Origin of the sequence: Nostoc sp. (assembly GCF_036917195.1) — a bacterium.
Taxonomy (GTDB): Bacteria; Cyanobacteriota; Cyanobacteriia; order Cyanobacteriales; family Nostocaceae; genus Nostoc.
In genome coordinates, this window is record NZ_JBALDG010000099.1 from 1 (window position 1) to 24,987 (window position 24,987).

General features: G+C 45.3%; 21 protein-coding genes and 9 pseudogenes. 21 read left to right on the plus strand and 9 right to left on the minus strand.

Going from position 1 to position 24,987, the window contains the following annotated elements; translation table 11 throughout:
* The 7 genes and pseudogenes from V7K40_RS32870 to V7K40_RS32900 form a co-directional block, all read left to right on the plus strand.
* Positions 1-228 (plus strand): hypothetical protein (locus V7K40_RS32870; RefSeq protein WP_334967063.1); only part of this gene is annotated, 228 nt, incomplete at its 5' end.
* 1,055 nt (positions 229-1,283) lie between these two features.
* Positions 1,284-1,742, plus strand: coding sequence for a zinc-binding dehydrogenase (locus tag V7K40_RS32875; RefSeq protein WP_334967064.1), 459 nt, complete (start codon positions 1,284-1,286; stop codon positions 1,740-1,742).
* A gap of 285 nt (positions 1,743-2,027) precedes the next feature.
* Positions 2,028-2,774 carry an SDR family oxidoreductase gene (locus V7K40_RS32880; protein WP_334967065.1) on the plus strand — a complete coding sequence of 249 codons (747 nt, stop codon included), beginning with the start codon at positions 2,028-2,030 and terminating at the stop codon, positions 2,772-2,774.
* A gap of 133 nt (positions 2,775-2,907) precedes the next feature.
* Positions 2,908-3,051, plus strand: coding sequence for a hypothetical protein (locus tag V7K40_RS32885; RefSeq protein WP_334967066.1), 144 nt, complete (start codon positions 2,908-2,910; stop codon positions 3,049-3,051).
* A gap of 79 nt (positions 3,052-3,130) precedes the next feature.
* Positions 3,131-3,769, plus strand: a complete 639-nt coding sequence (locus V7K40_RS32890) for an antibiotic biosynthesis monooxygenase family protein (protein WP_334967067.1) — start codon at positions 3,131-3,133, stop codon at positions 3,767-3,769.
* A 376-nt stretch (positions 3,770-4,145) separates the two neighbouring features.
* A pseudogene (locus V7K40_RS32895) lies at positions 4,146-4,367 on the plus strand (transposase); the annotation flags it as partial.
* 214 nt (positions 4,368-4,581) lie between these two features.
* Positions 4,582-4,956: a response regulator gene (locus V7K40_RS32900; protein WP_334967068.1), complete on the plus strand. Its 375-nt coding sequence runs from the start codon at positions 4,582-4,584 to the stop codon at positions 4,954-4,956.
* Positions 4,957-5,440: 484 nt separating this feature from the next.
* Here the strand turns inward: V7K40_RS32900 and V7K40_RS32905 are convergent.
* Positions 5,441-6,837 (minus strand): annotated as a pseudogene (locus V7K40_RS32905) (IS701 family transposase).
* Positions 6,838-6,922: 85 nt separating this feature from the next.
* Between V7K40_RS32905 and V7K40_RS32910 the strand changes: the two are divergent.
* From V7K40_RS32910 to V7K40_RS32920, 3 genes are all read left to right on the plus strand, one after another.
* On the plus strand, positions 6,923-7,231 hold the full coding sequence (locus tag V7K40_RS32910) for a hypothetical protein (RefSeq protein WP_334967069.1): 309 nt from the start codon (positions 6,923-6,925) through the stop codon (positions 7,229-7,231).
* Positions 7,232-7,344: 113 nt separating this feature from the next.
* A complete protein-coding gene (locus tag V7K40_RS32915; RefSeq protein WP_334967070.1) occupies positions 7,345-7,812 on the plus strand; it encodes a hypothetical protein in 468 nt (155 codons plus the stop codon).
* On the plus strand, positions 7,812-7,973 hold the full coding sequence (locus tag V7K40_RS32920) for a hypothetical protein (protein WP_334967071.1): 162 nt from the start codon (positions 7,812-7,814) through the stop codon (positions 7,971-7,973). The genes V7K40_RS32915 and V7K40_RS32920 overlap by 1 nt, the downstream gene beginning before the upstream one ends.
* A 52-nt stretch (positions 7,974-8,025) precedes the next feature.
* Here V7K40_RS32920 and V7K40_RS32925 read toward each other — a convergent pair whose 3' ends face one another.
* Both V7K40_RS32925 and V7K40_RS32930 read right to left on the minus strand, forming a co-directional pair.
* Positions 8,026-8,283: an SDR family NAD(P)-dependent oxidoreductase gene (locus V7K40_RS32925; protein WP_334967072.1), complete on the minus strand. Its 258-nt coding sequence runs from the start codon at positions 8,281-8,283 to the stop codon at positions 8,026-8,028.
* Between the two features lie 275 nt (positions 8,284-8,558).
* Entirely contained in the window at positions 8,559-9,968 is a 1,410-nt protein-coding gene (locus V7K40_RS32930) for an alpha/beta hydrolase (protein WP_334967073.1), read from the minus strand.
* A gap of 1,471 nt (positions 9,969-11,439) precedes the next feature.
* Between V7K40_RS32930 and V7K40_RS32935 the strand changes: the two genes are divergently transcribed.
* Positions 11,440-12,090 carry a LysR substrate-binding domain-containing protein gene (locus V7K40_RS32935; RefSeq protein ID WP_334967074.1) on the plus strand — a complete coding sequence of 217 codons (651 nt, stop codon included), beginning with the start codon at positions 11,440-11,442 and terminating at the stop codon, positions 12,088-12,090.
* Positions 12,091-12,349: 259 nt separating this feature from the next.
* Here V7K40_RS32935 and V7K40_RS32940 read toward each other — a convergent pair.
* Positions 12,350-13,257, minus strand: a pseudogene (locus V7K40_RS32940) (IS630 family transposase).
* 270 nt (positions 13,258-13,527) lie between these two features.
* Between V7K40_RS32940 and V7K40_RS32945 the strand changes: the two are divergent.
* A pseudogene (locus V7K40_RS32945) lies at positions 13,528-14,830 on the plus strand (IS701 family transposase).
* 422 nt (positions 14,831-15,252) lie between these two features.
* On the opposite strand, the gene V7K40_RS32950 reads toward V7K40_RS32945, so the two are convergent.
* The gene (locus V7K40_RS32950; RefSeq protein ID WP_334967075.1) at positions 15,253-15,978 is read right to left on the minus strand and encodes a TetR/AcrR family transcriptional regulator; all 726 of its coding nucleotides are present in this window, start codon (positions 15,976-15,978) and stop codon (positions 15,253-15,255) included.
* A 128-nt stretch (positions 15,979-16,106) separates the two neighbouring features.
* Between V7K40_RS32950 and V7K40_RS32955 the strand changes: the two are divergent.
* The 3 genes and pseudogenes from V7K40_RS32955 to V7K40_RS32965 form a co-directional block, all read left to right on the plus strand.
* Positions 16,107-16,244: pseudogene (locus tag V7K40_RS32955) on the plus strand (IS5/IS1182 family transposase); the annotation flags it as partial.
* Positions 16,245-16,294: 50 nt separating this feature from the next.
* Positions 16,295-17,446, plus strand: coding sequence for an NAD(P)/FAD-dependent oxidoreductase (locus tag V7K40_RS32960; protein ID WP_334967076.1), 1,152 nt, complete (start codon positions 16,295-16,297; stop codon positions 17,444-17,446).
* A gap of 174 nt (positions 17,447-17,620) precedes the next feature.
* On the plus strand, positions 17,621-17,965 hold the full coding sequence (locus V7K40_RS32965) for a nuclear transport factor 2 family protein (protein ID WP_334967077.1): 345 nt from the start codon (positions 17,621-17,623) through the stop codon (positions 17,963-17,965).
* A gap of 538 nt (positions 17,966-18,503) precedes the next feature.
* Here the strand turns inward: V7K40_RS32965 and V7K40_RS32970 are convergent.
* A pseudogene (locus tag V7K40_RS32970) lies at positions 18,504-19,286 on the minus strand (transposase family protein).
* Positions 19,287-19,403: 117 nt separating this feature from the next.
* Here V7K40_RS32970 and V7K40_RS32975 point away from each other — a divergent pair.
* The 3 genes and pseudogenes from V7K40_RS32975 to V7K40_RS32985 form a co-directional block, all read left to right on the plus strand.
* A pseudogene (locus tag V7K40_RS32975) lies at positions 19,404-19,613 on the plus strand (DUF6753 family protein); the annotation flags it as partial.
* A gap of 399 nt (positions 19,614-20,012) precedes the next feature.
* On the plus strand, positions 20,013-20,186 hold the full coding sequence (locus V7K40_RS32980; protein ID WP_334967078.1) for a hypothetical protein: 174 nt from the start codon (positions 20,013-20,015) through the stop codon (positions 20,184-20,186).
* Between the two features lie 289 nt (positions 20,187-20,475).
* Complete coding sequence (locus V7K40_RS32985; RefSeq protein WP_334967079.1) at positions 20,476-20,838, plus strand: hypothetical protein; 363 nt, start codon at positions 20,476-20,478, stop codon at positions 20,836-20,838.
* Between the two features lie 66 nt (positions 20,839-20,904).
* Here the strand turns inward: V7K40_RS32985 and V7K40_RS32990 are convergent.
* Positions 20,905-21,801: pseudogene (locus V7K40_RS32990) on the minus strand (IS630 family transposase).
* Between the two features lie 78 nt (positions 21,802-21,879).
* On the opposite strand from V7K40_RS32990, the gene V7K40_RS32995 reads away from it, so the two are divergent.
* Together V7K40_RS32995 and V7K40_RS33000 are read left to right on the plus strand one after the other, a co-directional pair.
* Positions 21,880-22,275, plus strand: coding sequence for a hypothetical protein (locus tag V7K40_RS32995; protein WP_334967080.1), 396 nt, complete (start codon positions 21,880-21,882; stop codon positions 22,273-22,275).
* Positions 22,276-22,976: 701 nt separating this feature from the next.
* Positions 22,977-23,133 (plus strand): annotated as a pseudogene (locus V7K40_RS33000) (IS4 family transposase); the annotation flags it as partial.
* Positions 23,134-23,298: 165 nt separating this feature from the next.
* Here the strand turns inward: V7K40_RS33000 and V7K40_RS33005 are convergent.
* Together V7K40_RS33005 and V7K40_RS33010 are read right to left on the minus strand one after the other, a co-directional pair.
* The gene (locus V7K40_RS33005) at positions 23,299-24,024 is read right to left on the minus strand and encodes an SDR family NAD(P)-dependent oxidoreductase (protein ID WP_334967081.1); all 726 of its coding nucleotides are present in this window, start codon (positions 24,022-24,024) and stop codon (positions 23,299-23,301) included.
* A gap of 9 nt (positions 24,025-24,033) precedes the next feature.
* On the minus strand, positions 24,034-24,474 hold the full coding sequence (locus V7K40_RS33010) for a DUF5895 domain-containing protein (protein WP_334967082.1): 441 nt from the start codon (positions 24,472-24,474) through the stop codon (positions 24,034-24,036).
* Between V7K40_RS33010 and V7K40_RS33015 the strand changes: the two genes are divergently transcribed.
* On the plus strand, positions 24,474-24,917 hold the full coding sequence (locus tag V7K40_RS33015; RefSeq protein WP_334967083.1) for a hypothetical protein: 444 nt from the start codon (positions 24,474-24,476) through the stop codon (positions 24,915-24,917). The two genes, V7K40_RS33010 and V7K40_RS33015, sit on opposite strands and share 1 nt — an antisense overlap.
* Positions 24,918-24,987: the final 70 nt, after the last annotated feature.

The following is a 24,987-nucleotide window of genomic DNA, read 5'->3' on the forward strand; positions in this document are numbered from 1 at the left end:
GGGTCGTTTCTTTCATCAGGCTTTTATAACGTAAAAGCTAATCTAGTTAAGCATTATACCTTTTTTTGTCTTTTACTTTTGTTTAAGTCCCGTTATTCTCCAGCGATGAATCCTGATTGGTACAATGGCAAAGGTTATAAAATAGCTCGTCCTGATTGTATTGGAGAAAAGTTTGAGTTGTTAGCGAACAAGTTTTATCCATTTTTTGAAGAATTTTTTGCAGTTTAATTTTAATTAAACCTATTGTCAGGATGGCGATAGAGAGACGAATTATTTGATCAGAGCGACAGATTGTTTGTCACAAATCTAAATCCTTCTACATTGTGTATTCCTGTATATTTATACAACTTCATGCCAACAACCATAAAAATTAGACTTCTCTACAGTCAAGCTTATAATTAAGAATAACTTGAACTGTTGTGGATTTATCAAATAAAGGTGCAACCCTATACTAAATTGCAAAGCAAATTTATCAGAAGAAGATCGAAGTATGCTTGTACTTGTTACGGAGGCTACAGGATTTATTGGCTCAGCTATTGTTCAAGAGCTTACGCGGGTAAGCTCTCAAGTGATTTGCCTTGCTCGCTAGGAGCGTAACAAATTATAGTGTTTTTGTCACACTTGTAGTATTTCGCTGGGTTAAAGCCTTATTATTGAGAAATTTGCCCTAGAAAAACCTATTTCTTCCTAAGTTATTCTCAATAAATTGAATATCTCAAAGTCCATACTACAAATCACGCTAATTTATTACGCTCCCATTGATGCAGAAGTCTAGTAATGGATAACGACGAATTTGGAGGAGGTAAGAGATGACAAAAGCAGTGCGCTTTGATCACTTTGGACATGTGGATGTGCTCAATGTCATCGAGGTTGAAAGACCCTCGGCCAGTCCGGGTCGGGTTCTGGTTCGCGTCATCACGGCGGGTACAAATCCGGGTGAGATCGCCATACGCGAAGGTAAACTCGAAGACAAGTTTCCCACCACATTTCCCTGTGGTGAAGGAACAGACTTTGCTGGCATCGTGGCTGAACTTGGAGCGGGCGTGACCAGTCCTGCGGTAGGTACTGAGGTTATGGGCTGGTCGAATGAGCGCTCTTCTCAGGCTGAGTTTGTTTCTGTTCCTGCCGAGCAAGTAATCGTCAAGCCAGAATCGCTAAGTTGGGAGGTGGCGGGCGCTCTGTTCGTCGTGGCAGCGACCGCAAAGGCTGCTGTTGCTGCGGTTGCGCCCCAACGTAGAGAAACGGTTCTGGTCTCTGGCGCGGCTGGCGGCGTGGGATCGCTCGTGACGCAAGTGGTTCTGCGAACTGGCGCTACGGTTGTCGGCACGGCTGGAGCATCGCGCCACGACTGGTTGCGATCGCTCGGCGTAATTCCAGTTGGCTACGATACCGATTTGCAGGCGAGCTTGAGTCGTATGGCTTTGGATGGCTTCGACGCGGTTATTGACACGGTGGGTCACGGGTATGTCGATCTGGCGATCAAGCTGGGCGTTGAGCCAAATCGCATCAATACCATTATTGATTTTGAGGCGGCGGCTCAACACAAGGTTCACACTGATGGAGGTTCTGAGGCTGAGTCGCCGAAAACTGTTCTAGCTGAGATTGCCCAACTGGTCGCAGACGGGGAGTTGCAGATTCCGGTTGCAGCTGTATACGACCTCGACAATGTGCGCCAAACCTACACTCAGTTAGAAAAGGGACACACGGGCGGCAAGATTGTGCTTCGGGTTGCAGATCCTTGATGCTTGATTTCAACACAAGAGGAAACCTCATAAGGCTTGAGAATACTGAAACTGGCTTTCAGTCGTTTTCAACAACCGTTAGAAGACTGTATCCGTTGATTCTTATCTCCATGACCAAGTCTAACCCTTTTAAATGGCGTGACTACGGGGTTTAGTCGCTTCGTTGGAGACTGTTCCAATACCAAAAAGGGGCTGAGTTTTGATGCAATCTGCACAGCAGATATCTGCTGGATCGCACTTGAACTCAGAATCACACTTGAAATTTGAAACAATTAAGAGATAGATATGCAGACACTTGAAAGTAAAGTTGTTTTAGTCACGGGCGGAACATCGGGAATTGGGAAAGCGACTGCGCTCGCCTTCGGGCAGGCAGGCGCGAAAGTTGTATTTTCGGGCAGACGTGAATCGGAAGGGGAAGAGACCGCAAACTTGATTCGTCAATCGGGTGCGGACTGCTTGTTTGTGCGCTCCGATGTATCGAGTGAAGCAGAGGTCAAAGTACTGATTCAGCAAACCCTCGAAAAGTATGATCGGTTAGATTGTGCATTTAACAATGCTGGAATCGAACCTCCTCTCAAACCGCTACACGAACAATTGATCGAGGATTTTGATAAACTAATGTCGATCAATGTGCGGGGGCTGTTCTTATGCATGAAATATGAAATTCAACAGATGCTTACCCAAGGATCAGGGGTGATTGTGAATAATTCATCGATTGGAGGGTTAATTGCGATTCCGGGAGCGTCTCCCTACAATGCCAGTAAACATGCAGTGATGGGACTGACGCGCGCAGCTGCGCTCGATTATGCCAAACAGGGAATTCGCATTAATGCCGTCAATCCTGGAGTGATTGACACTCCCATGCAGGATCGGCTAGGAGGTAATTCAGAAACTATGGTCGCTGAGGTGCCAATGGGGCGTTTCGGGCAGGCAGAAGAGATTGCTCAAACAGTCGTTTTTCTGTGTTCTGATGCCGCTAGCTACATCACTGGGCAACCGATCATCATTGATGGAGGAGTCACGGTACATTGAGCAAGATTTCGACCCTTACCCCATTTTTGCAACGGGAGCAACGCGAAAAAGTGGGGTAAGCGGTGAGTCTTATACAAACATAAAAAAAATTAGGATTCCCTAGAAATCTCTAGATAGCCTGTTACGGGAGAACGTGCGTTTTACAAAGCGCTGTGGTCAAAGTGCTTGGACTGTTACAGATGCAGGCAAGTCAGACGAAGAGCGCTGGCAACCCCTAACCATTTTTCTAGGTTTCCCTGCTTTTTATTTCTATGAGATAGTTGCATCGGGCAGCTAAAATAGGCTGTCTCACACCGCTGTAAAAGCCCCAGCGAAAAAAGCGCCAGAATTGTAGTTCAACACAACGAGGTATCAAAGTGCCCACTGTTGCAAAAAACAACGAAGTCATTACGGTGATAGTTATCTTCACAGTCGAACCTGAACGACAGCAGGAACTGATAGATACCATCATCAGCTTTTCGGATACAGTGAAGCAACAGGCTGGTTTTGTCTCAGCCAGCTTACACAAAAGTCTAGACGGCGTAAAGGTCGCGAACTACGCGCAGTGGAAAAGCCAGGAAGACTACGAAGCTTTTGTTAACAATAACGACGTACAAGCACTTGGTGCCAAGCTTTCAAAGTTTCCCAGACCTGACTCACATGTCTATGAAGTCGTTATCTCCAAGTCAAAAGTTGGCATCCCCAAAATTTCCAAAGGAGGTTTTCTTACTTACTTTGCTGAATTCCGCATGAAACCGGAGAACCAGCAGCGCATGGTGGATTTGGTCAAGGAAGAGGTAGTAATAACGATGCAGCAGCCAGGACTTATCTCTGCTAACTTCCACCGTAGCCAGGACGGCACCCGTGTGATCAATTACGGGCAGTGGCGCGATCAAGCAGCTATTGAAGAGCTACAGAAGCAGCCGGGGTTTGGGTCAGAGTCACTGTATTGGGAAGGCATCGCTGAGAATGAGTTTCATCTTTACGAAGTGGTGTTCACAGAACCTGCTGATTAAGCGGTCAGCTTCCGCTTATGAGCATGGTATTACAAACTCAGTAGACCGAAAACTTTGGCGATCATTAAAAAATAGTAGTGTATGATACCGTGATATGCTGGAATTAACCGCTGCAACTAGCGAAATCGATTTAAAGTACTTAGATGAATCAGGTTTTGTGTGTGGAGTGAGCCTGGTTACACCTATTACTTTAGGGGTGAGCAAAAACGTTTAGAACAAACAAAACGTCGTGGTCGTAGATTAAGTATTATAGGATTTCTCCAACTAATAATAAGTTTTGTTTACGGTTTGGTTATCGGTGGTGTTGACCGTAAATCTTACATAAAAATGATGGAGCCATGTTGCAGCTGATGCACAACAAACAGGGCGCACTAGGGTAATTGTGCAGGATAACGGGCCAATACATCAATGCCTTGAAGTTGAAAAATTGTGGAAAAAATGGCACAGCCAAGGTTTGTACATCTTTTTTCTACCAAACTATTGCTTTGAAATGAATCCAATTGAACTGGAATGGCAATACATAAAAAAAGATGAATTATCTGGGCAAACATTTGATGATCAGCTAGACCTTGCTTATGCCGTAGTTAACGGTGTCTAAGCTAGAGGGAAAAAGGTAATCACAGTACATAAAGTGTAAAATTTTACTCTAAGAAGTCTGATTAAGATTTTGTAACATAGTGGTAAATTTTCGCACCCACTTACTTAAACAGCTTATAACTACCTAATTCTCCCCTACTTTTCCCCGATCGCGTTCTAGAATATCTTCAGAATAATCAAGCAAATCAGCACCCATATAGTGCAGGAGTATCAGCATGAGCAAAAATATCTTGATTGTTGATGATGAAGAAGATGTGCAGGCGATCGCTAAATTGGGATTAGAAATGGGTGCTGGTTGGAACGTGTTAACTGCTTGTTCTGGTCGGGAAGCATTGAATATAGCTGCCAATTACAAACTAGATGTCATTTTATTAGATATGATGATGCCTGATATGGATGGGCGTGCTACCTTGCAACAACTAAAAGCTAACCTTGCGACCAATACGATTCCAGTAATTTTATTAACCGCCAAAGTCCAGCAATCAGATAGAGAAAATTTTACTGAATTGAATGTTGCTGCTGTTTTTGCTAAGCCTTTCCGTCCTTTAAAACTAGCAGAGCAAATCAGCGAAGCACTAGGTTGGTGCTGAGAAGCAAAGGACAAAAAAATTTACATCAAGACTTCTGGCTATGTGTGGATTGTACGTTAAATAAGTGCTATGCATTAGTTATATCTTTCTTAACAAAAGAATGAAAAGCTAAAAAGTGCATTACAGTAGTCTACACCTTTGGGCTAGAACGTGTAATAAGAGTCTCAAAGTCTTCTCAATTGATTAATCTCCTTGATCGCCCGCCCACCTAAAATTCCTCCAAGAGCGCTGTACTCTCTTGACCCAAGCCCAGTCACAGCCTGAAATTTCCTCTAAGAAAAAGGGTAAGGGACAGGGGAAGCGCAAGCGATGCCTTCTCTACGAGACGCTACGCATAGCTTGCTTCCCCCTAGGGGTACGGCGGGCTGCGCCTACGCACCAAAATTACAGGTAGACAACTATATATATAGATAAAGTTCTGCATCGCCAGCTTTTATCCCTCTTCTGTCACTTTCCGAGATAAGCAAGTAGTAAATAAGTGAAATCATCCAGAAGCAAAAAAGGGTTTAAATTGGTTCATAGCACAAATTAGATGATTAAATCCTAGCAATAGATGAGAATTTGGAAAAATATCTAACCAGGGATAAATCAGCCAAAATAGTAAAAGAGGTTGGACAATTAAACGAAGATTATTAAGAGTATTCTTCCATCCAGAATCATGATTCCATTGTTGATGATGAGAAAAATCTACACAATTAGCACAACTAGTACCTGTCACCTCAGTTTCAATTTGAAGAGATTGATTTAAGGCTAACAAGGCTGGGGAATTTAAACTAAACCGCAGTGTAAACACAAAAAATAATTTCCCACCCTTCGGGTTCGCCAGTCGCTACAACGGGGGGAACCCCCGCAACGCGCTGGCTCACCATCTCTCTATATGTTGGAAATTTGTCAAGCGATAATCTGTCCAGCCGAGTTCCTGTTTACATTGTCGAAACCCATATTCTACCCAGGTTCTTAATCCATATAAATCGCCTAAAGTTTTTTTGAGATTTCCTTGAAGATTCGTCATGACAAATGAAGTAGAATTTTCCGGCATTGTTTCTGGATCGGTAGTTATTTCCCAGTAAGTTATGGCTCTTTTTTTACCATAAATTATTTCTCGGATATATCTGATTTCAGATTTTTGATTACTAAATGTTCTCTCAAATTTGCACCACTTGTTAGCTCTAACGCTCTGATTGGCTGGCAGCCAGACTCCATGATTACAACGAAATTGCTACAACATAAGCTAATTCATATTCATTGAGCTTTTTGATGAATTCGCTACTTTCACCATATAAACTATCCGTTAATACTAATTCAATATTAAACCCCTCATTTATTAATTCTGTAATAATTTTTGACGCTAACTCTATTTTGGTTTTATATTTATCTCCTGATTTGAGCGTCCCCTTCGGTTTCAATACTTTAAAACTTAATGGAAATGTTATATTTTCATAAACTCCATAAGCATTGACTGACACTATTCCATTATCTATTTTTCCTACGCTCCCTAGATATTGTCTTGCAACATAATCTGTCTTTTTACCTTTCTTTCTATCTCCAGTTTCATCGATTACTACGGTTATCGCCTGGCCATTTAATGCTTTCTTTAATTTATTTAATCTTCCGCTCTTTAATTTCTTGACTGACCAATCTGAATAGGCTATGAAATGATGTAAGGACTGTGCCGAGTTTATACTTACAAATGAGTGCTATTTCTGGTAATGATTTTCTTTTTATTGGTGAAATTATTCCTAAATGTAAATATTTGAAGTATTCATAATTTCTTACTTCTTTGAACAGGTCTTTATACTCTGCACAATATTCATCTATGATCGCAACTGTTGGATGGGCATCTCTTGCCAGATGTTTCAGGATTTGTAATTCTACATCCATTGCCCTACTTACCTTCCAGGTTTTTTTCTTCTAATACTTTTATTTAGAATACCCGGAAAGTGACAGAAAAGGGATAAGTGGAGTATTGGCGATCGCTCCCAAACTCACCCCCAAAGTTTCCTCGCTTGATGAAGCAGCACCAACTGAACCAGAAATAAAACCAGGGGAATTCAAAATCTACAGACAAGCCGAGCTAAACCGCACTACAGCCTCACTTCTAGCAGATGGGGCTATCCTCATTGCTGGTGAAGATGGTAGTCGTAAGTCTGTACTAGCTGGTGCAGTAGTGGAGAAGCTGCAAGCTGACGGGTTCATGGTGGCGTTCATTGAACCAGCAACACCTAAACAGATGCTGCTCGAAATAGCCCACCAGTTCGATATTGCAAAGACCTAGAAGGAAAATCACTAACGGCTGACAAGTTAAAAAGGGCGATCGCCACTTATTGCGAGGAAAATACAGCTTTCCTCATCCTTGATGACGCTCACTGTTGCGATGCAAAATTTAGGATGTGGCTAAAACAGCTACGGCGAAGTGACGCGCCTATGCTGTTACTTGCCATTGACCCGCCACGCACTGACATATTTATCAACATTCCCCGAATTGAACTCAAACCCCTGCCAGAGTACGCTATTCGAGAGATTATGGTGCAGGCCGCGGCGGAGAGAGCGATCGCACTCAAACCATCGGAATTATCCAAACTCCAAGAACGCGCCGCGGGCAATCCCATGCTGGCGGTCCGAGCGGTAGACGAGGAATATTTAGGACTAAATGTCAAGTCCGGCGACCACCGCCGTTATTTTGACATCACACCTTTAATACTCCTGGCGGGAATTGCCTTTGTGATTATGAGGTTTATCGGGCTGGGAACTGGCGATCAAGCCTTATACATTTTTGGAGGTATCGCGGCAGCTGTATTTCTCGGACTTTCTCGACTCCTGTACAACCTACCACCAGAAGACAGGAGGATACGGTAATGCTTGGAATTTCGCATCTACTTATTAGTGGAACGGCTACCAGTTTATTTTTAGGAACTGCTAACCCTGCTGTTATTACAACAGGTGCGATCACTGGCTTATTACCCGACATCGACATTCTTGTTCCAACGTTAAAAAGTTCTTGGCTGGTGGCGGCATAGTTGGTTTGAAACAGTTTCTTCTTTTTATTATGCAACTTCAGTGCCGATTAGCTTAGAGGGTTGTGGGCTTTGGATTATTGCGAAAACCGATGATACCCAATGCTGACAGCACAGCATCACAGTTGGCGATCGCTTCGGTAAGCGATTCTAACTGCATGACATCACCTTGAACGACCTGCAACCCTTCATGATGGTGCTGCACGTCAGACGGTGTTCGTGCCACTGATGTCACTTTATGCCCTGCCGCAAGCGGCTGCTCAACGACTTCACGACCAATCCCACCCGTTGCTCCAACTACAAATATCTTCATTGTTATTCTCTCGATTGTATTTGTTTAAAAACGGTTTTAAATAAAACATGGGAGCATAATATATTTACAGCCTGTTGTCATAAGTTATGAAAATTTTATTGAGAATAATTGATGGAATAATCAGGTTTTTAAGAGTTAAGTTCTCAATAAACTTGCCTAATTTCAGCTTTTATTGACACCGTTGCAAAAAGCTGTAAATTTCTTACGCTCCCAATGAACCCAAGCTCTCCACTTTACCACTCCTCGGTTTTGGTAACACAACCTCGATTCGTCGGCTACGGTTTGCCGACAATCGCGTTGTCGATCCATTCGTATAGGATGTCCTCGGCGCCGGGGTTACCCATGTGCCCGCGGTCGCCCCGCGCGACGAGGTCCTTCTTATCGCCCTGGGTCGCCACGATGATGTTGTCTTCGATCGGGAAGATCGAGTCCTCCATGCCGTTGATAAGGAGCAGCTTGCACGTCGGTCTCCCGACGATGCCGGAGTCGACCAGGCTGAACCTGTGGGCGTCGGAGGCGTACTGGGCGACCGCTGTCGCCGGGTCGGCATCGCGGTACCCGAACTTGTACGCGAGCGCGTCGGCTAAGGCGAACGGGTACTCCATCTGGTTCTGGGTACGGATCCAAGCCGCGTCGAACATGTGATGACATCCGCCGCCCTGCGCTACGACGGCGAACAGCCGATCCGCGTGCGTGTGGGCGATGCGGAACGCGTAGTAGCCGCCTGTGCTGATGCCACGAGCGACGATCTTTTTCTCATTGAACTCGTATCGCGGAGCGTTCGCGACCACCCAGTCGATGACGCTGCTCATGAGCCGATCCGGCGACGTCGGGTCGTTTGGCGCTGCGGGACAGTCACCGGTACCCGGGATTTCAAAGCTCAGCGTTGCGTAGCCCCGATCGACGTGTTCCTGCGTGCGCGGCGTGTGGTCGGTCTTGTAAGCGTCCAGCCCGCAGATGAAGAGCACGACGGGCCACCCGCCCTCTGGTTTCGTGCCCTTAGGTAGACGAAGGTATGCCTGGATGGCGACGTCGCGATCGCCAGCGGACGTATCGACGTGCGTGAACGGGACGTTGACCGGGACGCTGGGCGGGTCGAGCAGCTGCCCACCCTTCTCGTAGGCGGCCTTGCCCTTTTCCCAGGCTTCCTGGCTGAGCGCTGATCGGTTGATCGGGAATCGCGCGATCCGGTAGACCGCCGCCGCACGCAGAAAGAGGTCTCTCGCCTCGCGAGTGCTGCCCTTCGACGTCGCGTCCTCCGCTTGGGCGATGAGCAGCTGCGCGACCGGGAAGAACGGCTTGGCGTAGTCGTCCGGTCGATACAGGATGCCCGGATCGTCATTCGAGATTTTGCTCAGCTCGGCGAAAATCCGGTCGAAATCCCCGACTTTCGCCTCGGTGAACGGGTAGATGCCAGCGGCACATGGCGCACGCCACTTCTGGGACCAGAGCGCTGAAACCGAATCGTGGTGCGTGAAGTAGGGGAACCCACCACGCAACTCCGTGGCGGTCGACTGCACGTGGTACGGGGGAGCAATGATCTTCGCAAAGTTGGTCATAGCGTTTTTTGTGGTCGTTTCGATCTCAAAGGGAGTGACATTGACGTTTGCCAGTCGGGTTGCGATCATTTTTCCGATGCCTCGACTTGCCCCGGTCACAACTGCAATCTTTCCGTTTAGTTTCATTGCATACCTGCTTTGAGTGGAAAATCTGTTGTTTGACTCTAAACAACACTTCTATTCATCAGCGTGTTCGCTCGTGCAGCCACAAGCAAGACGTGTGAGTGGCGTTATGATGATACGTATCGGTGCCGACCTTCTATCTGTACCAATGCGTCATTGGTGCTTCCGTAATCGCCGACTCCCAGTTGCTGATTTCGAGCCGCATCCGTTCTCCTTGGCGGACGAAAAAGGACATTGGCAGCAGTTCGATGCGTAGTTCATAAACGCTGCCCACTTTGATCGACTTGAGGCGATCATGCTTATGGAACGGTTTTACCTCAGTAGTCAGTGCCAGATCTTCGGCTCGATGTGAGGCACGCAGCTAGCCTTGGCTGACTTTGGTCAGACGCGGACAGTGCGGTGCTTCGGTTAGAAGCGACAGCTTGACCATCACATCCATGTCGGTCTGTTCGGAGGCGGCGTAAAGAATCAGCACGCCTTGACCCGTAAACGCGATCAAAGGGTGCCATAGTCGAAGTGTTAACGCGCCCAAAATTCGGGTACGCCGTTGATATCGAACGCGGTTACTCCAGCCATCCATTTAGGGTCAGGGTATGACCAGCTCGTCGAGCCGCCTTCGCCTGACGGGGCGATCTCAACTAACGATCCGTCGTTGAACGAGTTGACGTAACCACTCTTGTCAGCACTCAGGTAAAAGGTCGAAGGCGTCGCGTCCAACGGTGACCAGTCCGTCGCCTCACGCATGATACTTTCTCTCTATAGGAAGAAACGCACTTTGGGACGATTCACGACGCCGTTCTCAATGCCCTTTAAATGGTAGTCGTACCAAGGCAGCAATTTCTGCTGGTGGAACTCTGCTTGCGAGTAGAGCATTTGCGTTTCGCCAAATGACTTTGCCCCAACGACGAACAATTGCTTTGGACCCTTAATCCGCTCGTAATTTATCAAGTTACCGCGCAGATGCAATGTAGCCTTGCCCCAAGCACCGATAGAGAAAACGGGAATGTCAATCTGGTCAAGTTCCCAGAAGGGCGCTCGACGCCGCTGCCAGTCATCGAGGTGGTGTTTGTATTCTGCCTCATCTGCTCATGGTTCTGTTCCGTTTTTGCTAAATTAGTGAACTGAATTAAGTCTCAGAGTACATTAACGCTCGATAATGATCAAGATAAAATTAGGCATCAATTCATAGCCGTAGAGCTATCACTTAGAGAGACCAGAGCGGATGGACATCCTTCAGCTTCGTTATTTTCATGCAGTGGCGCGCTCCGAACATATGTCAAAATCTGCCGAGGAAATGGGCATCACGCAGCCGTCGCTTAGCAAAGTTATCCACCGTCTGGAACACGAGATTGGCGTACCGCTCTTTGATCGGCAAGGCCGGTCAATTCGGCTCAACAGATTTGGTAGAGTCTTTCTTGAGTATGTCGAAACGGTGTTGCGAGCCTTGGATGAGGGACAGCGCAAAGTGCGCGATATGGCTAGCATCGAAGGCGGGGAGGTTTTACTGGCAGCAGCTTCACTTTATTGGTTGCCAGATTTGTTGCATCGCTTCCGAATTCAACACCCATCGGTTCATTTTCAACTGCTCCAACGTCCACTCGCGGAAATGGCAGACCGACTTGAAATAGGCACGTGTGATTTCTGCTTTCAATCGATACCACTGCTCAAAGCTGGCATCGAATGGCAACCCCTGCTGACTGAAGACATTGTCCTCATAGTCTCCTTTGCTCATCAGCTTGCCAAACGGAAACAGATTCCGCTCACTGCCGTTGCAGAGGAGGCGGTGGTGATCGAACAAGTCGGCAACGGTCTGCGCGATTTAGTAGACCACTTTTGTCACCAAGCAGGTTTTACACCACGTATCGTTTGTGAAGTTGATGAGCCAGCCGCTCTGTATGAATTTGTCAAGGCAGACATCGGAGTAGCGTTTGCACCGGCATTGATGGAGAAACAAATTACTGCTTACGGCTTAAAAGCGCTGCATCTCACAAACCCAAAATGTCAGCGGACTTTTGGCATGGCTTGGCATCAGGAGAGATACCGCTCTCAGGCAGCATACGTCTTCCAGCAATTTGTCATTACGTATTTTGCCGAGATCAGAAATCAGCGAGCATCAAAGCTATAACATTAGAAGTGTTTGCGGAAATTGAGAGCGAGTTTTTCCTGAAAGCTAGTGATCGACGGCGAATCATTGAGAGTAAGGAAAGCCAAAGTTGCTTAGAAAGCCTAAAGAAAACTCAAGGTTTAATGTCGGCTTTAACTCAGGGCGAACGCATAATGTCAATAAAACGACTCTATTCTCAATAAATCTAAAACTAATCTCATTAAGTTTTGTTTATTGACAAAGGATTAAGCGTTGGCTAGTATAGCAACCGCCATAGCCTTTAGGACGCTAGATGTAAGATATGCTCCATCGCATCCTGTAGAGATTCACATTGGTCAAGTTGCTTGCGAATGCGGCTTTTGAGCCAAGACCAGCATCGCTCAATCTTGTTGAGATCCGGTGAAACAGGGTGTAAGTACAGCAGTTTACAACCTGCTTGCTGAATCAGTTGCTCAATACAACCGCCTTTATGGAATGTAGCATTATCGATGACTACCACCTGCCCTGGTTCCAGCAGAGGAATCAAGCAGGTTTCCAATCAAATCTCAAACACAATCCGGTTGCAAGAACCTTCTCCTATCGGAGACGCTGCGCGAACGACTGTAAACGGAGTAATCAGTTGCTGGTTACATAAAGCCGCGATCATATTCACTCGACCTTGCCGCCGTCCTGACTTCAGCGCATGAAACCGTTGTCCTTTCTCATTCCAGCCATAACCGTAGTCTTCTCGATTGTCCATACCCGCTTCATCGACATAAACAATCGTTTCATCTGTCTGGGTTGTCAACTGTTCTATGAATGCTTGCCGTTTGACCTCATCCCGCTCTCGATAGCCATAGGTCTTTTTTTTCGCGTGAACCCAATTTTTTTCAAGGCTCTTGCAATTGTGCGTTAGCGTAGCTCGCCGTTCGCGTAGCGTCTCGTAGAGAAGGCATCGCTGATGTCACCCTCCCACAGATGAGCCATCTCCACCTGGGTTTTATCGCCATGAGATTTAGCAAAAGCCCAGAATTGCTCCCAGTCTGTAATTTTGCGGTTGTTGCCAGGCGGGTGGTTGGGCAACGGCAGAACATCTCCAGTTTCGGCTTTGCGCTGCAACCACAGGTTAATCGTGTTGCGGCTAATGTTAAAGAATTCACTGGCTTCGCTTTTCTTCAATCCATCTAACTCGATGGATTGGATCACCATAAGAGCGGAAGTCGTATTGCGGCTAATGTTAAAGAATTCACTGGCTTCGCTTTTCTTCAATCCATCTAACTCGATGGATTGGATCACCATAAGAGCGGAAGTCGTAACTGTAGGGTTTAGCCATAGCAAATCAGACGAGAGCAGATCATGATAATACTTATACTCTATGTCTTAATAGACTAGACGGTTGCTATAACCCTCTTCTGTCACTTTCCGAGTATTCTGAATAAAAGGATTAAAAGAAAAAAATCTCTTCAGGTAAGCAGAGCAATGGATGTAGAATTACAAATCCAGAAACATTTGGCAAGAGATGCTTACCCAACAATTGTGATCGTAGATGAATATTGTGCAGAGGCTCAAGATATATTTAAAGAAGTAAGAAATTATGAGTAATTCAAATATTTGCACTTAGGAATAATCTCACCAATAAGAAGAAAATTATTACTAGAAATTGCTAAAGTAGTAAATATAAACTCAGCACAATCATTACACCATTTTTTCTCAAATTTCGATTGACCAGTAAAGAAATTAAAACAAAGAAGATTAAAGAGACTTAAGAAAGTATTAAATGGAAATGCCATAACAGTAATAATAGATGAAACCGGAAATAGGAAAAAGCGTAAAAAGACTGATTATCTAGCTAGACAATATTTAGGAAGTCTGGAAAAAATTGATAATGGAATAGTTTCAGTCAATGCGTATGGAGTTTACTCTAACATAACTTTTCCTTTAAGTGTAAAAGTATTTAAACCAAAAGGGACGCTAAAAGAGGGAGACAAATATAAAAGTAAAATAGACTTAGCGTCAGAAATGATTACAGAGCTAATTGAATTAGGGTTTAATATTGAATTAGTATTGGCTGATAGCTTATATGGTGAAAGTAGCCAATTTATTAGAAAGATAGCTGAATACAACTTAGCTTATGCTGTATCAATTTCGTTGTAATCATGGAGTCTGGTTGCCAGCAGGGCAGAGCGTTAGGGCGAATAAGTGGTGTAAATTTAAAAGAACATTTAGCAATCAAAAATCAGAAATTAGATACATTAGGGAAATAATTTATGGTAAAAAAAGAGCTATAACTTACTGGGAAATAACTACCGAACCAGAAACCATGCCAGAGAATTATACTTATTTTGTGATGACAAATCTTCAAGGTAATCTTAATAAAACTTTAGGCTACTTATATGGATTAAGAACCTGGGTAGAATATGCATTCCGACAATGTAAACAGGAATTAGGTTGGACAGATTATCGTTTCACAGATTTCCAACATATCGAGAGGTGGTGGGAAATTATTTTCTGTGCTTACACTATGATTAGTTTAAATTTTCCAGAATTTTTATGCTTAAATAAATCTCTTCAAATTAAGACTGAGGTACAAGAAAATAGTGATGTTGATTTTTCTAATCATAAACAATGGAATCATGAATGTGGATGGAAGAATACTTTTAATAATCTACGTCTCATTGTCCAATCACTCTTACTATTTTGGTTGATTTATCCCTGGCTAGATATTTTTCCAAATTCCAAATTATTACTGGGATTTAATCATTTAATTGCTGCAATGAATTAATTCAAACCCTGTTATACTTCTGGATAATTTCACTTATTTATTACTTGCTTAATTCGGAAAGTGACAGAAGAGGGATAAAAACCGCAGCGAAAAGTCGGAGCGGCGGCTTCCGCCGATCTGAACTTTTCAAGACAGGCATCGCTTTGAGGGTAGGAAAACAAATCGAAGAGAAATGCTGATTAAATCGATTGATTCTTAACCTCAGTGGTTAGCAAGTATAATTTAGATGCGTTTGCCCTGGGCTTTAACTCGTGTGATTACAGTGGCGGATCTCTAAGCAGACATCTACCCAATTCATGCAAGAGGTCTACTTGTTCATCCCAACGTACCACGGCATCGAGGCGATCGGTTCTGACCAACACGACCAAGATGCCAAGCAAGTCAAAGTGTAATGCATCCCGACTGACGAGGATCACCTCAAATCAAAGTTTCGTGTCGATGAACCGTGTGAGCCACTCATCAAAGAGGGCGCGTTCTGCAGTGGTAAACGGACGAGCATCCTGCGACAAGGATGCTTTGAGGGCTACTGCATAGCGGATTGCATCGCTGCGAGGAGAGGGCGGAGTATGAGCTGATTCAGTGTGCGGGTCGGTGGTGATCGCCGCAAGGACCGCCTCACGGGTGGCGACCGAGAGCGTTCGATCATGACTCGCACCGCCTTGCGCAATCAGTACGAGGACGACACCAGCCCCAGCGGCACACAGCATGTCCGCTGCACGCTCGATGCTGACGCTCAGGCGACCGGACTCGGCGACCCGCCGCACTCGCTCGAGAACTACATTTTGCAACTTGACAGCAGTGGGATGCGGCGCACCCAAGCGGGGATTGCCGTACATCAGCGTGTACAGGGCAGGGTTAGCCAACCCGAAATCGACGTTCACGTCCCAGCCTCGGCGCAGGTCTTCCACGGGGTCTTCATCGGTCTCGCCCTTAAGATGGCTCGCGAGGTATGTGGCGTAGCCCTGGCTGGTGACCGCGTCAAGCAAGCCCTGCATATCGCCGAACTGACGATAGATAGTTGGGATTTGTACGCCGGCGGCACTACTGACAGCCCGGGTGGACACTGCCTCGCGTCCCCCCTCGATCAGTAGACGCGCCACCGCCTCCAAGATGCGATCGCGAGGATTCATATCGGTATTGCTATCCATGCTAACCATGATAACAATCATCCGTTAGCAGGTATTGTGTTATCAGTGAAATCGTGTTATGGTTATCACTGTAATTAGTATCACTAATAACTAATTTGTTGTTATCACTGCAATTACCTGATAAAGAAAAAATTAAGCCAGTCCCGGCAGATGGGGCTTACGACCAAAAATGTAGCTATGACAAGATTTGCAAACGCAATGCTAGAGCAGCGATTCCACCCCGTAAAGGTACCAGGATTTGGCAGCATGGCAATAGCAAAGCCGAATGACACAATCGAGATGAAAACTTACGACATATTCGCAAAAGTGAGCTGACATGAAAACTTGCAATGAGTTGCAGACCAACGGCACAGTTGCCATTGTCGGAGCTGGTCCGGCTGGCTTAACGCTAGCGCGGCTACTACAGACGCGGGGCTTCTCCGTGAGGGTCTTTGAGCGGGACGACTCGCCGACCTCGCGCACGCAAGGCGGCAGCCTGGATCTGCGCCTCAACTCGGGCCAGCGGGCGATACGTCAGCCCGGACTGGGTCAGGCCTTCGAGCAAGCTTCACGGAGCGAGGCCAAGTCCTTCAAGATCCTGGATTGGCAAGGCGAGGTCTGCACCGAGGTTGAAGCCGAGAGCCAAGAGGAGAATGGTCCGGAGATCGACCGCGGCGAACTGCGCCAGCTGCTGCTCGACTCGGTCTCCCCTGGCACGATTACCTGGGGCCACGTCGCCAAAGATGTCTTACCCGAGACAGGCGGACAGTGGCGTCTGGAGTTCAAAGAGCAAGCGTCTGTCACCGCCGATCTCATCGTCGGTGCTGACGGATTAGGCTCACGGGTCCGACCCCATCTGACACCGGTACGTCCCCAGTACTTCGGGCTGACGATGCTCGCGGCAGTCATTGGCAAAGAACTCTGGCGCAATTCCGAGCTATCAGAGCTACTCGGCGAGGGATCGATGCTCGTCTCCGGCGGCGGACAAACCATCTGGGTGCAGCGTTGCGCCCACGACCTGATCCGTCTCTACTTCTCGATGGCAATTGCTGAGAACTGGCCCAAATTACAAGGCTTCACCCTCGACGACACCAAAGCCGTCCTCGAATTCGTCACCGCAGCCTACCACGACTGGTCGCCCAATCTGATCGCGATGATGACGCAGGTCGAAGGCAGCTTTGAACGCTGGCCCCTCTACGTCATGCCGCCAGACCATCGGTGGACGACACAGCCAGGTCTGACCATGGTCGGCGATGCCTCGCACGTCATGCCGCCGTTCACTGGCAAGGGGGTGAACCTGGCTCTGCTCGATGCGCTAGAGCTGGCCGACAGCTTGACGGCCGACCCGGTCGCCTCCGTGACCGCAGCTGTGGAGACCTTCGAGACGCGCATGCAGGAACGCACGCAGCAGGAGATCAGTGAATGTCTTGATCGCGGGCGGGAAATCTACGGGATCGAAATCTACTTCGACCGGCCGTCAAGTGCCTAGCGTGGTGCCGCAATTTGAATACAGACATCCATGCCTAAAGACAGCCATGACCGTTGATCAAAATCCTATAGCTTCCGCTGGCGACCACTTGGAGGTCACGGACGCCCTGTACCGATTTGATGCCGGAAGTCGACCACAACGACGTGGGACTCCTCTCCTCGGCGTTTAGTGAGGATGCCGTGGCTGACTTCGGTCCCTGCGGTTGAAAGATGGGTCTTGAGTTCCCGCTTTTTGACCGGGGGTGAGAGGATTGTTCACTTCCTAAACACCAATGTCGGCACACAGACAACGACACACGTGATTACAAACGCACGCGTCCACGTTGAGGAAGATGTAGCGACGCTACAAGCCTTGGTGGATGCCACCCACCTCCCGTTGAGCGACCACTTCCGGCAATGCCAGATGATGAACTGGTATGAGGTGGAACTTATCAGACAGGGGCGGCTTTGGCGCATTCGTCGCCTCATCATCGATAATGCTTGGTTCATCGGCGACCCTCAAGTGCTTTTAGGGAAGTAGCGATCAGGCGCTGGAACAGATCGGTGGGGTGCCACGCTTTCCATGAGTGTCGGCTCCTCAGCCCCACCAGCTGATGAGCGTGTTAACAGGACTTAGACAAAAAGTTGCCAGAAAAAACGCTCAAATCTATAGAACCCATTTGACATCTTTACGGGACTGAATTAAGGTACACACAACCCTTTAATCCAGCCACCATGACGTATTCCAGCAGCCTCACTGATGCAGAATGGGAAATTCTTGAATCACTGTTGCCTCAGATATTACCGATTAAGAAGCGGACATGACCTTGCAATTGGACAAAACGAGGGATCCTCCATGGCATCCTCTATCAACTCAAGAATGGTTGCAATTAAGAAGACTTGCCCAAAGACTTGCCTCCCTACTCAACCGTCTATTGGCACTTGCATTCAGTGGCGAAGTGCAGGCGTAATTGAGCAACTAATGAGCACTTTAGATCGAAAACTTTTGTCAGTTGACGAAAGAATAGACCTCTTGCAAAAAAGTTTTGTGGTATTATACAAAGTTTGGAAATTTCAAGTCAATTAGCTTTTTGAAGGTCATAATTATAAATTCCAGCAATCAAGTGACAACGTAGTCGAAACCGTTTTCTCCGATTGCGATAACGTTGACTGAAAATCCGAAAAACTTTTAAACGTCGATTTACATGTTCAATTGCAATCCCAGGGCAGGCCAAAGAACGATTGTAATGCTTATCTTCTGGAGTTAACTTGCCTTTTTTTGGTTTCTTTTTTGGTAAACGACAATTCCGATGTAACTTGCTAAGACCTTGGTAGCCACTATCTTCTAAGCTCTCGGTTTCGGGATGAAAACGCACTTTACTATCGACGAACAACTTGTAGTCATGTCTTCGACCCGAACCGTTGACAACACAACGAATTTCAAAGCTTGCAAGGTTAATCACCAATTGAGATTTGAGGGTATGTTCTTTTTGTTTGCCACTATAGAAGCGTTTTTGACTATATTTAGGACGTTCAATCGGACTCTGTGTGACATCCATCACTGCTGTTAAAGGTTTCTGTGATCAAATCAACAAGGACTTTTTTCCACCTAAACCAAACTTACCGCAGCTGACCAGTGTGCTTTCAATTCGGTGTACGATACGGCAAACAGTCGATTCTAACACCTGCCAATCTTGAGCAATATGGAAGTAAGTGCGATATTCTCGCCAAAATGTCAAGCAGATTAAAACTTGGTCTTCTAAATCTAGCTTGGGAGGACAACCACGCGTTTGTTTGGTTTCGGTAGTATCTCCCATGACTTTCACCATCTGATCAAATGTCAGCCTTTGCACTCCCACCAGACGTTTGAACTCTCGATTTGATAGTTTTTTTTGTTTGCTCCTATCGCATAAGTGAGTTTAATCAAGCTAAAAACCCTCTATGTTACTATAAAATAATTCTGCAAGAGGTCTAATGAAGGTAAGTTTGCTCACAACCTAATGCAATGGAATCAAAATTTGCTCAGTCGTGACCAAAACAGTCAGCTTTCTTGTGCTAAGGATGTCAAGCGTTTGGGGGTAACACTGGAAATTGGAGCAAGTAGCACAAAAGCCTCATCTGGGTTCTGCACGTTATGGACATCACTTACCAATCAGCGCAAGTTTGTATCTAAACCGCGTCTACCTTAAAAACCATAGTTTGTTGGAATTAGGGTAAAGCTCAGAACTCAAGCCATGACCGAATAATACACTCTCCTTAAAAACTCCATGTTTCAAAATGGACAGGGTTTAAGTTAAAAATTTAGTTGTCAATTTTTCAATTGTAGAAGAGGATTCAGCAGATGTTTACTCACAAAGTTAACTGGCTTTGGCTGCTGGTAATAGGAGGTATAGTTACAGCTTGTACCCCTACGTACTGTAAATGTCAGTCGCAAGGATGAGAAGAATACGACTCAAGCTCAAACTGTGCCTGATTATCCGCCGATGTATGACGTAGATGTTAAAGTTTGTGGCAACATTATTGCCCCGCTAAAAGATGGAAAACGTTGTGTAAATCAACAATTGCGTTTGTAGGGGCCAGTAGGAGAGGTGAAATTAGTTCCTGCTGGTATTTCTCTGCCATCAGTTTCTAGCCTAGAGCATAAATTGGTGAGCGCCTCGAAAGGCTGTTATCCTGTTTATTCCCAACCTGACCAGCAGCAGTTTTATTGGGCTAATTCCATCGGAGCACTTTGTGTACGTCATTTTACAGCTTCCATTTAATGAAGTTAATTTTTCACCTCCTTGCCGCAATCGCGGCTTTCACATCGATTCCCCTCCAATTTCAAACCTATTTTTTGAGATGAACCGGAATTTTGGCGGAGTAGTTTTTGAAATTAACGCTGTGCTAGAGGCGATCGCTCTTTTTCATCAAAGTCCTCGCGCCGTGTAAGCCGTGGGGTTTCTGAGGTAAGAAATATAGCCAACCCGTTAGTGATAATTATCCGCATGGCTAAAGCGTCAGTAAGAAATTTGCTCTAAAAGGGGAAAGTAAGTTGTTAAAGTCAGATTTATGAAGTTGATAGATTGGCCTGCTTTAGCTAACCAAAATACTCCAATTATGGCTGTGGAGTATCATACGCCTGACAGAATGCAGATATTACAGCAGTTTTATCATTGGGGTGAGGAGCGGTTTTTGTCAGTCTTTGTCTGGAATCCTGGTTACTGTAGACTACAGCAATTAATTCAGCATCAAGGTCAGTACATCTTACAGTCAACTGATAGGGGTAAAGACGGGGACATTATTCAGTATCTTCTGGAGGAATATCAACCAGGCATTTATTTACTGGAGGGAATGCTAAATGAGGATGATGCTAGCAAAATAAGTCAAAAATTTAGCTATCAATTACTAAATACCTGTCATCAAGCTCTCTGAAGTCAACAACATCATTACTGGGTGTTATTGGAAACTTACGTTCAACTATAGCAACGGATAAGGCGATTAGGACGCTGTGCGAAGCACATCTTCCATAGGATTCCGAAGACAGTCAAATTGAATTAGTTGTTTACGAATTCGACTCTTCAACCATGACCAACATTGTTCAATTTTATTAAGATCAGGTGAATAGGATGGCAAGTATTTTAAGTGACAGTCTGCCGATTCAATTAATTCTTGAATACGTCCAACTCGATGAAATGTGGCATTATCTGCAATCACTATTTGTCCAGGTTTTAGCGATGGTACTAAACAAGTTTCTAGCCAAGTTTCAAAGACAGTTCGGTTCCAAGCACCTTCCACAGTAAATGGAGCGAATAATTTCCCATTACAACAGGCAGCAATCATATTAACTCGTCCTTGTCTCCTGCCACTTTTAAGTGCATGAAATCGCTCACCTAATTCAAATCCAACCATAACCATAATCTTCTCTATTATCCATTCCAGGTTCATCTATATAGACTATTGACTCTGGTTTGTAGATCGCTATCTCTTCTCTAAATTCTTGTCGTTTAACTTCATCTCGTTCTTGATAACCATAAGTTTTTTTTTCCGAGTGAACCCAATTTTCTTTAAGGCTTTTGAGATTGTGCGTTAGCGTAGCTCGCCGTAGGCATCGCTAATTTCTACCGACCATAATTTGGCCATATCTACTTGAGTTTTATCCCCATTAACCTCGACAAATTTTTCAAATTTTTCCCAGTCGGTAATTTTATGCCCATTTCCTAGTGGTTTATTTGGTAACGCTTGGTAATCTCTCGTGCTGGCTTTTCTTTTAAGCCAAAGGTTGATTGTATTTCGACTGATTTGAAAAACTTGAGCCGCTTCACTCTTCTTCATCCCGTCTAACTCAATTGCCTGAATTACCTTCTGACGTAAATCGTAACTGTAGGGTTTTAGCATGATCTGTTTTTGTGCTGAAGGCTTCAGCAGTATCCAGTATTACTTTACTCATAGATTATACTGTTTGTCCTAACCACCTTGGCGATTGCTATACCTCTAGAATTACAGCCTTTTATTCCTGTACTGTCAAATCCACTTCCAGATCAACAGCAGGTGCAAATGGTTGTGGAGCAGTTTTGTGATGCCTGGGTTGTACGTAGTCATCATAGCCTTCAGCAGTTTGCGGAGTGCGATCGCGAAGCGCTGCTGCGTTCGCCCTTGGCGTTGCCGAAGGCTAGCGCAGATTGCCTACGGCACAGCGTAACTGATCGCAATTCTTGGTTAAAGACAACAGAAAAAACATCAGCGCTGCAATTGCTCTTTCGTGCCTGTCAGGGTTTACCCATAGGCGAGATAAATATGCTACTACAGCAAACGGTAATCAGGAACGAAGTAAACCCGACTTTAGCTCTCAGTCAATGGTCGATAATCTGAGTAGGTGCTAACCGGATGCTAAGTCGTGGTCAGGATTGCCTAAAAAGCAAATGCCTCTCTCGAAAGTTAGAGGATACGCAAACGTAGGCACGGTGACGAATGGCACGCTTGTAAAGCTCTAAGGTATGCGGAATAGGAGTTACAGCTTTTAATGCCAGAGAGCGCAGTAATTAATGGTATAAGTAGCTGCGATCGCTGATCAAGAGATGATGTACAGTTGCCTAAAAAATTTTTGGAGGTAGAAAAAGCGAAGCTCGTCCGTGAAATACAGTCTACAAGACGAATAAGCCAAAACCAAAATTACTACTACTGTGACACTAACAGTACAAATCCTCAAGGATAAATTTAACCAAACTTTAGGTTTACCTTTCAAATAACTATTGCCGGAATCGGTGATAAGACTTGCAATATCTCAGCTAACAATCAAATATAAAAAGCGATTATTTGACGTCAAGTCTGCGGGGCAGATACTCTGGCGAGCTTTACCCATTTATAACGTTGTCCGCGTTTTGATCGCTTTAGATCCGCATAAAGCCATAATGCTGTGAGTAAAATAATTGCTCATTTAGCTGGTGAAGAAGTAGAAATTCCGTCAACAGATACAAGCCGATATTGTCAAGCTCTTGTCTTGGCTGTCAGAAAAATTATTAGAGAAACTTTTCAACTTAACGGCACAAAATATAGAAGAAAAAATTACAAAAGAATATTTCTGGTGTGGTCGAGATGTAAAAGTAATAGATGGCTCAACAGTTTCCATGCCTGACACTGTAGAGAACCAAAAAGAACATCCTCAACCTAGCACTCAAAAAGAAGGATGTGGGTTACGAAAAAGCCAAAATTTGTCTAATATTCAGTTTAGTTACCGGAGCCGCCGTTGCTTTGTGCATCGATGTATTGAACACTCATGAAATTAAATTCCCAAATTATTAGCTGCTTCTGATCAAAAACGTCTCCGATATCACACTTTGCTAAAAGTTATTGCTCACAAGGCTGTTCCCGACCGTCCTGCATGAACCTATCCCACTATTCAAAAAAACCCAACTTCTTTTCGTAAAATGTGCTTGAAAACCTTAATTTTTCATTTTCTGTTCTCAAAAAGCTTAAGCTTTTTAGCACAAATATTATTAGTGGGATAGGTTCATGAATCACGAGTCCTTTTACGTCGCCTAAAAGCTTACCCCTTGATGACCAAACTCCGGCATGAATTACGAAAACAATTGCAGACTGCTTAAACCACATAGCCTTTGGGCTTTTCTTAGTGCCATTCGGAGCATAGGCATCAATGGATTGTTCGGCTGCTGCCAGAGAGCGTCCGTTAAAATCTGTGCGAAATGCCCCAGATTCAATTAAAGTGACCTTAACTCCAAAGGATTCAACCTCCTTAGTTAGGGCTTCAGACGTACCTTCCAGAGCAAATTTAGCGCCACAGTAGAGGCTGCTTCCACCAAATCCCACTAATCCTGCTGTGGATGACATATTGACAATGTGACCGCTGCTTTGGTGACGCATCACAGGCAAGACCATTCGCATCAGACGGAACGCCCCAAAGAAGTTGGTTTCAAAAAATCGGTGAATATCAACATCACTGACTTCTTCGAGTGCGGCAATGAGTCCATGTCCAACATTGTTGACCAGCACATCAATTCGACTAAATGTAGCGATTGCTGTATCAACTGCTGCTTGTATGTCTTGGGGCAGTGTTACATCCAAACGTACAGCCTTTGCGGTTTCTGGATAGTGTTCAATCAAAGCGCGAAGTTACTCTGGTTGGCGAGCAGTAGCTAGCAGGGAAGCAGGTAGGGATTGAGGTTCATTAAAACCAGCGATCGCATCATGTTGTTGCCAAATTAGGGCTTTAGCTGCGGGTTGACTCAAGTAAAATTGAGACAGATTTTCAACGGTGGGTTTGGTATAATCTACAGTCTTACAACAGTCGTGTTTATTCTTACCTTCGCCCTCTTTGACAGCTTTGAACTCGACTGACAGCACACCTAAGCTACGCCACCTATCGCTTTTGCCGCTAAATGGCACTTGGAAATAGTCAGCAAAGGTTTTCTCCAAAGAACGGTAAAATTCCTCACGCACTGACTTAAAACTCCAGAGAGCTACATTCTTAAAGCGGACAACGACAGGAGTAGTATGCAGGGGTTGATTATCCTCATCTAGAAACACCAGTGCATGTTCAGAACATACATCCATTGTTTTCTTGTCAAGGTTCTCCTTACCCGGATATGGCGATGCTTTATGCGGTGTTGCGATTACCAAAACTGGTACAGCGTCTTGACCATGCAGTACAGTCCAAAAGGTTGGATGAATGGGTGGCGACTTCGTTTATTCAATTTTTGAGTGCCAAAGATGCAGAGAAGACTATTTCGGGGATTTTGACCACAGCAGCAGGTACTTTCTCATCTTTTATCCAAGCTGATTTGCTGAGGGCATTTATAGGGAAATCGGACATTCCCACTAAGCTTGAAGGTAAAGAGATGGTAGTGTTCAAGCTAGATGATGAACGCCGCAGTGTGGTTGGGCCTCTGCTGGCGGCTGCAATGCACTTGATGATTGTTGGTAATTTGAGCCGTCCCCGCAAAGACCCGTTGATTATTTCTTTGGATGAATTGCCTTTCAACTGGACTTTAGACTAAAAGAGAGCGATCATGCTTGTAGTTGTTGTGCAAAAAATAAAGGGATGCCTGTAATAACAAGCACCCTAGT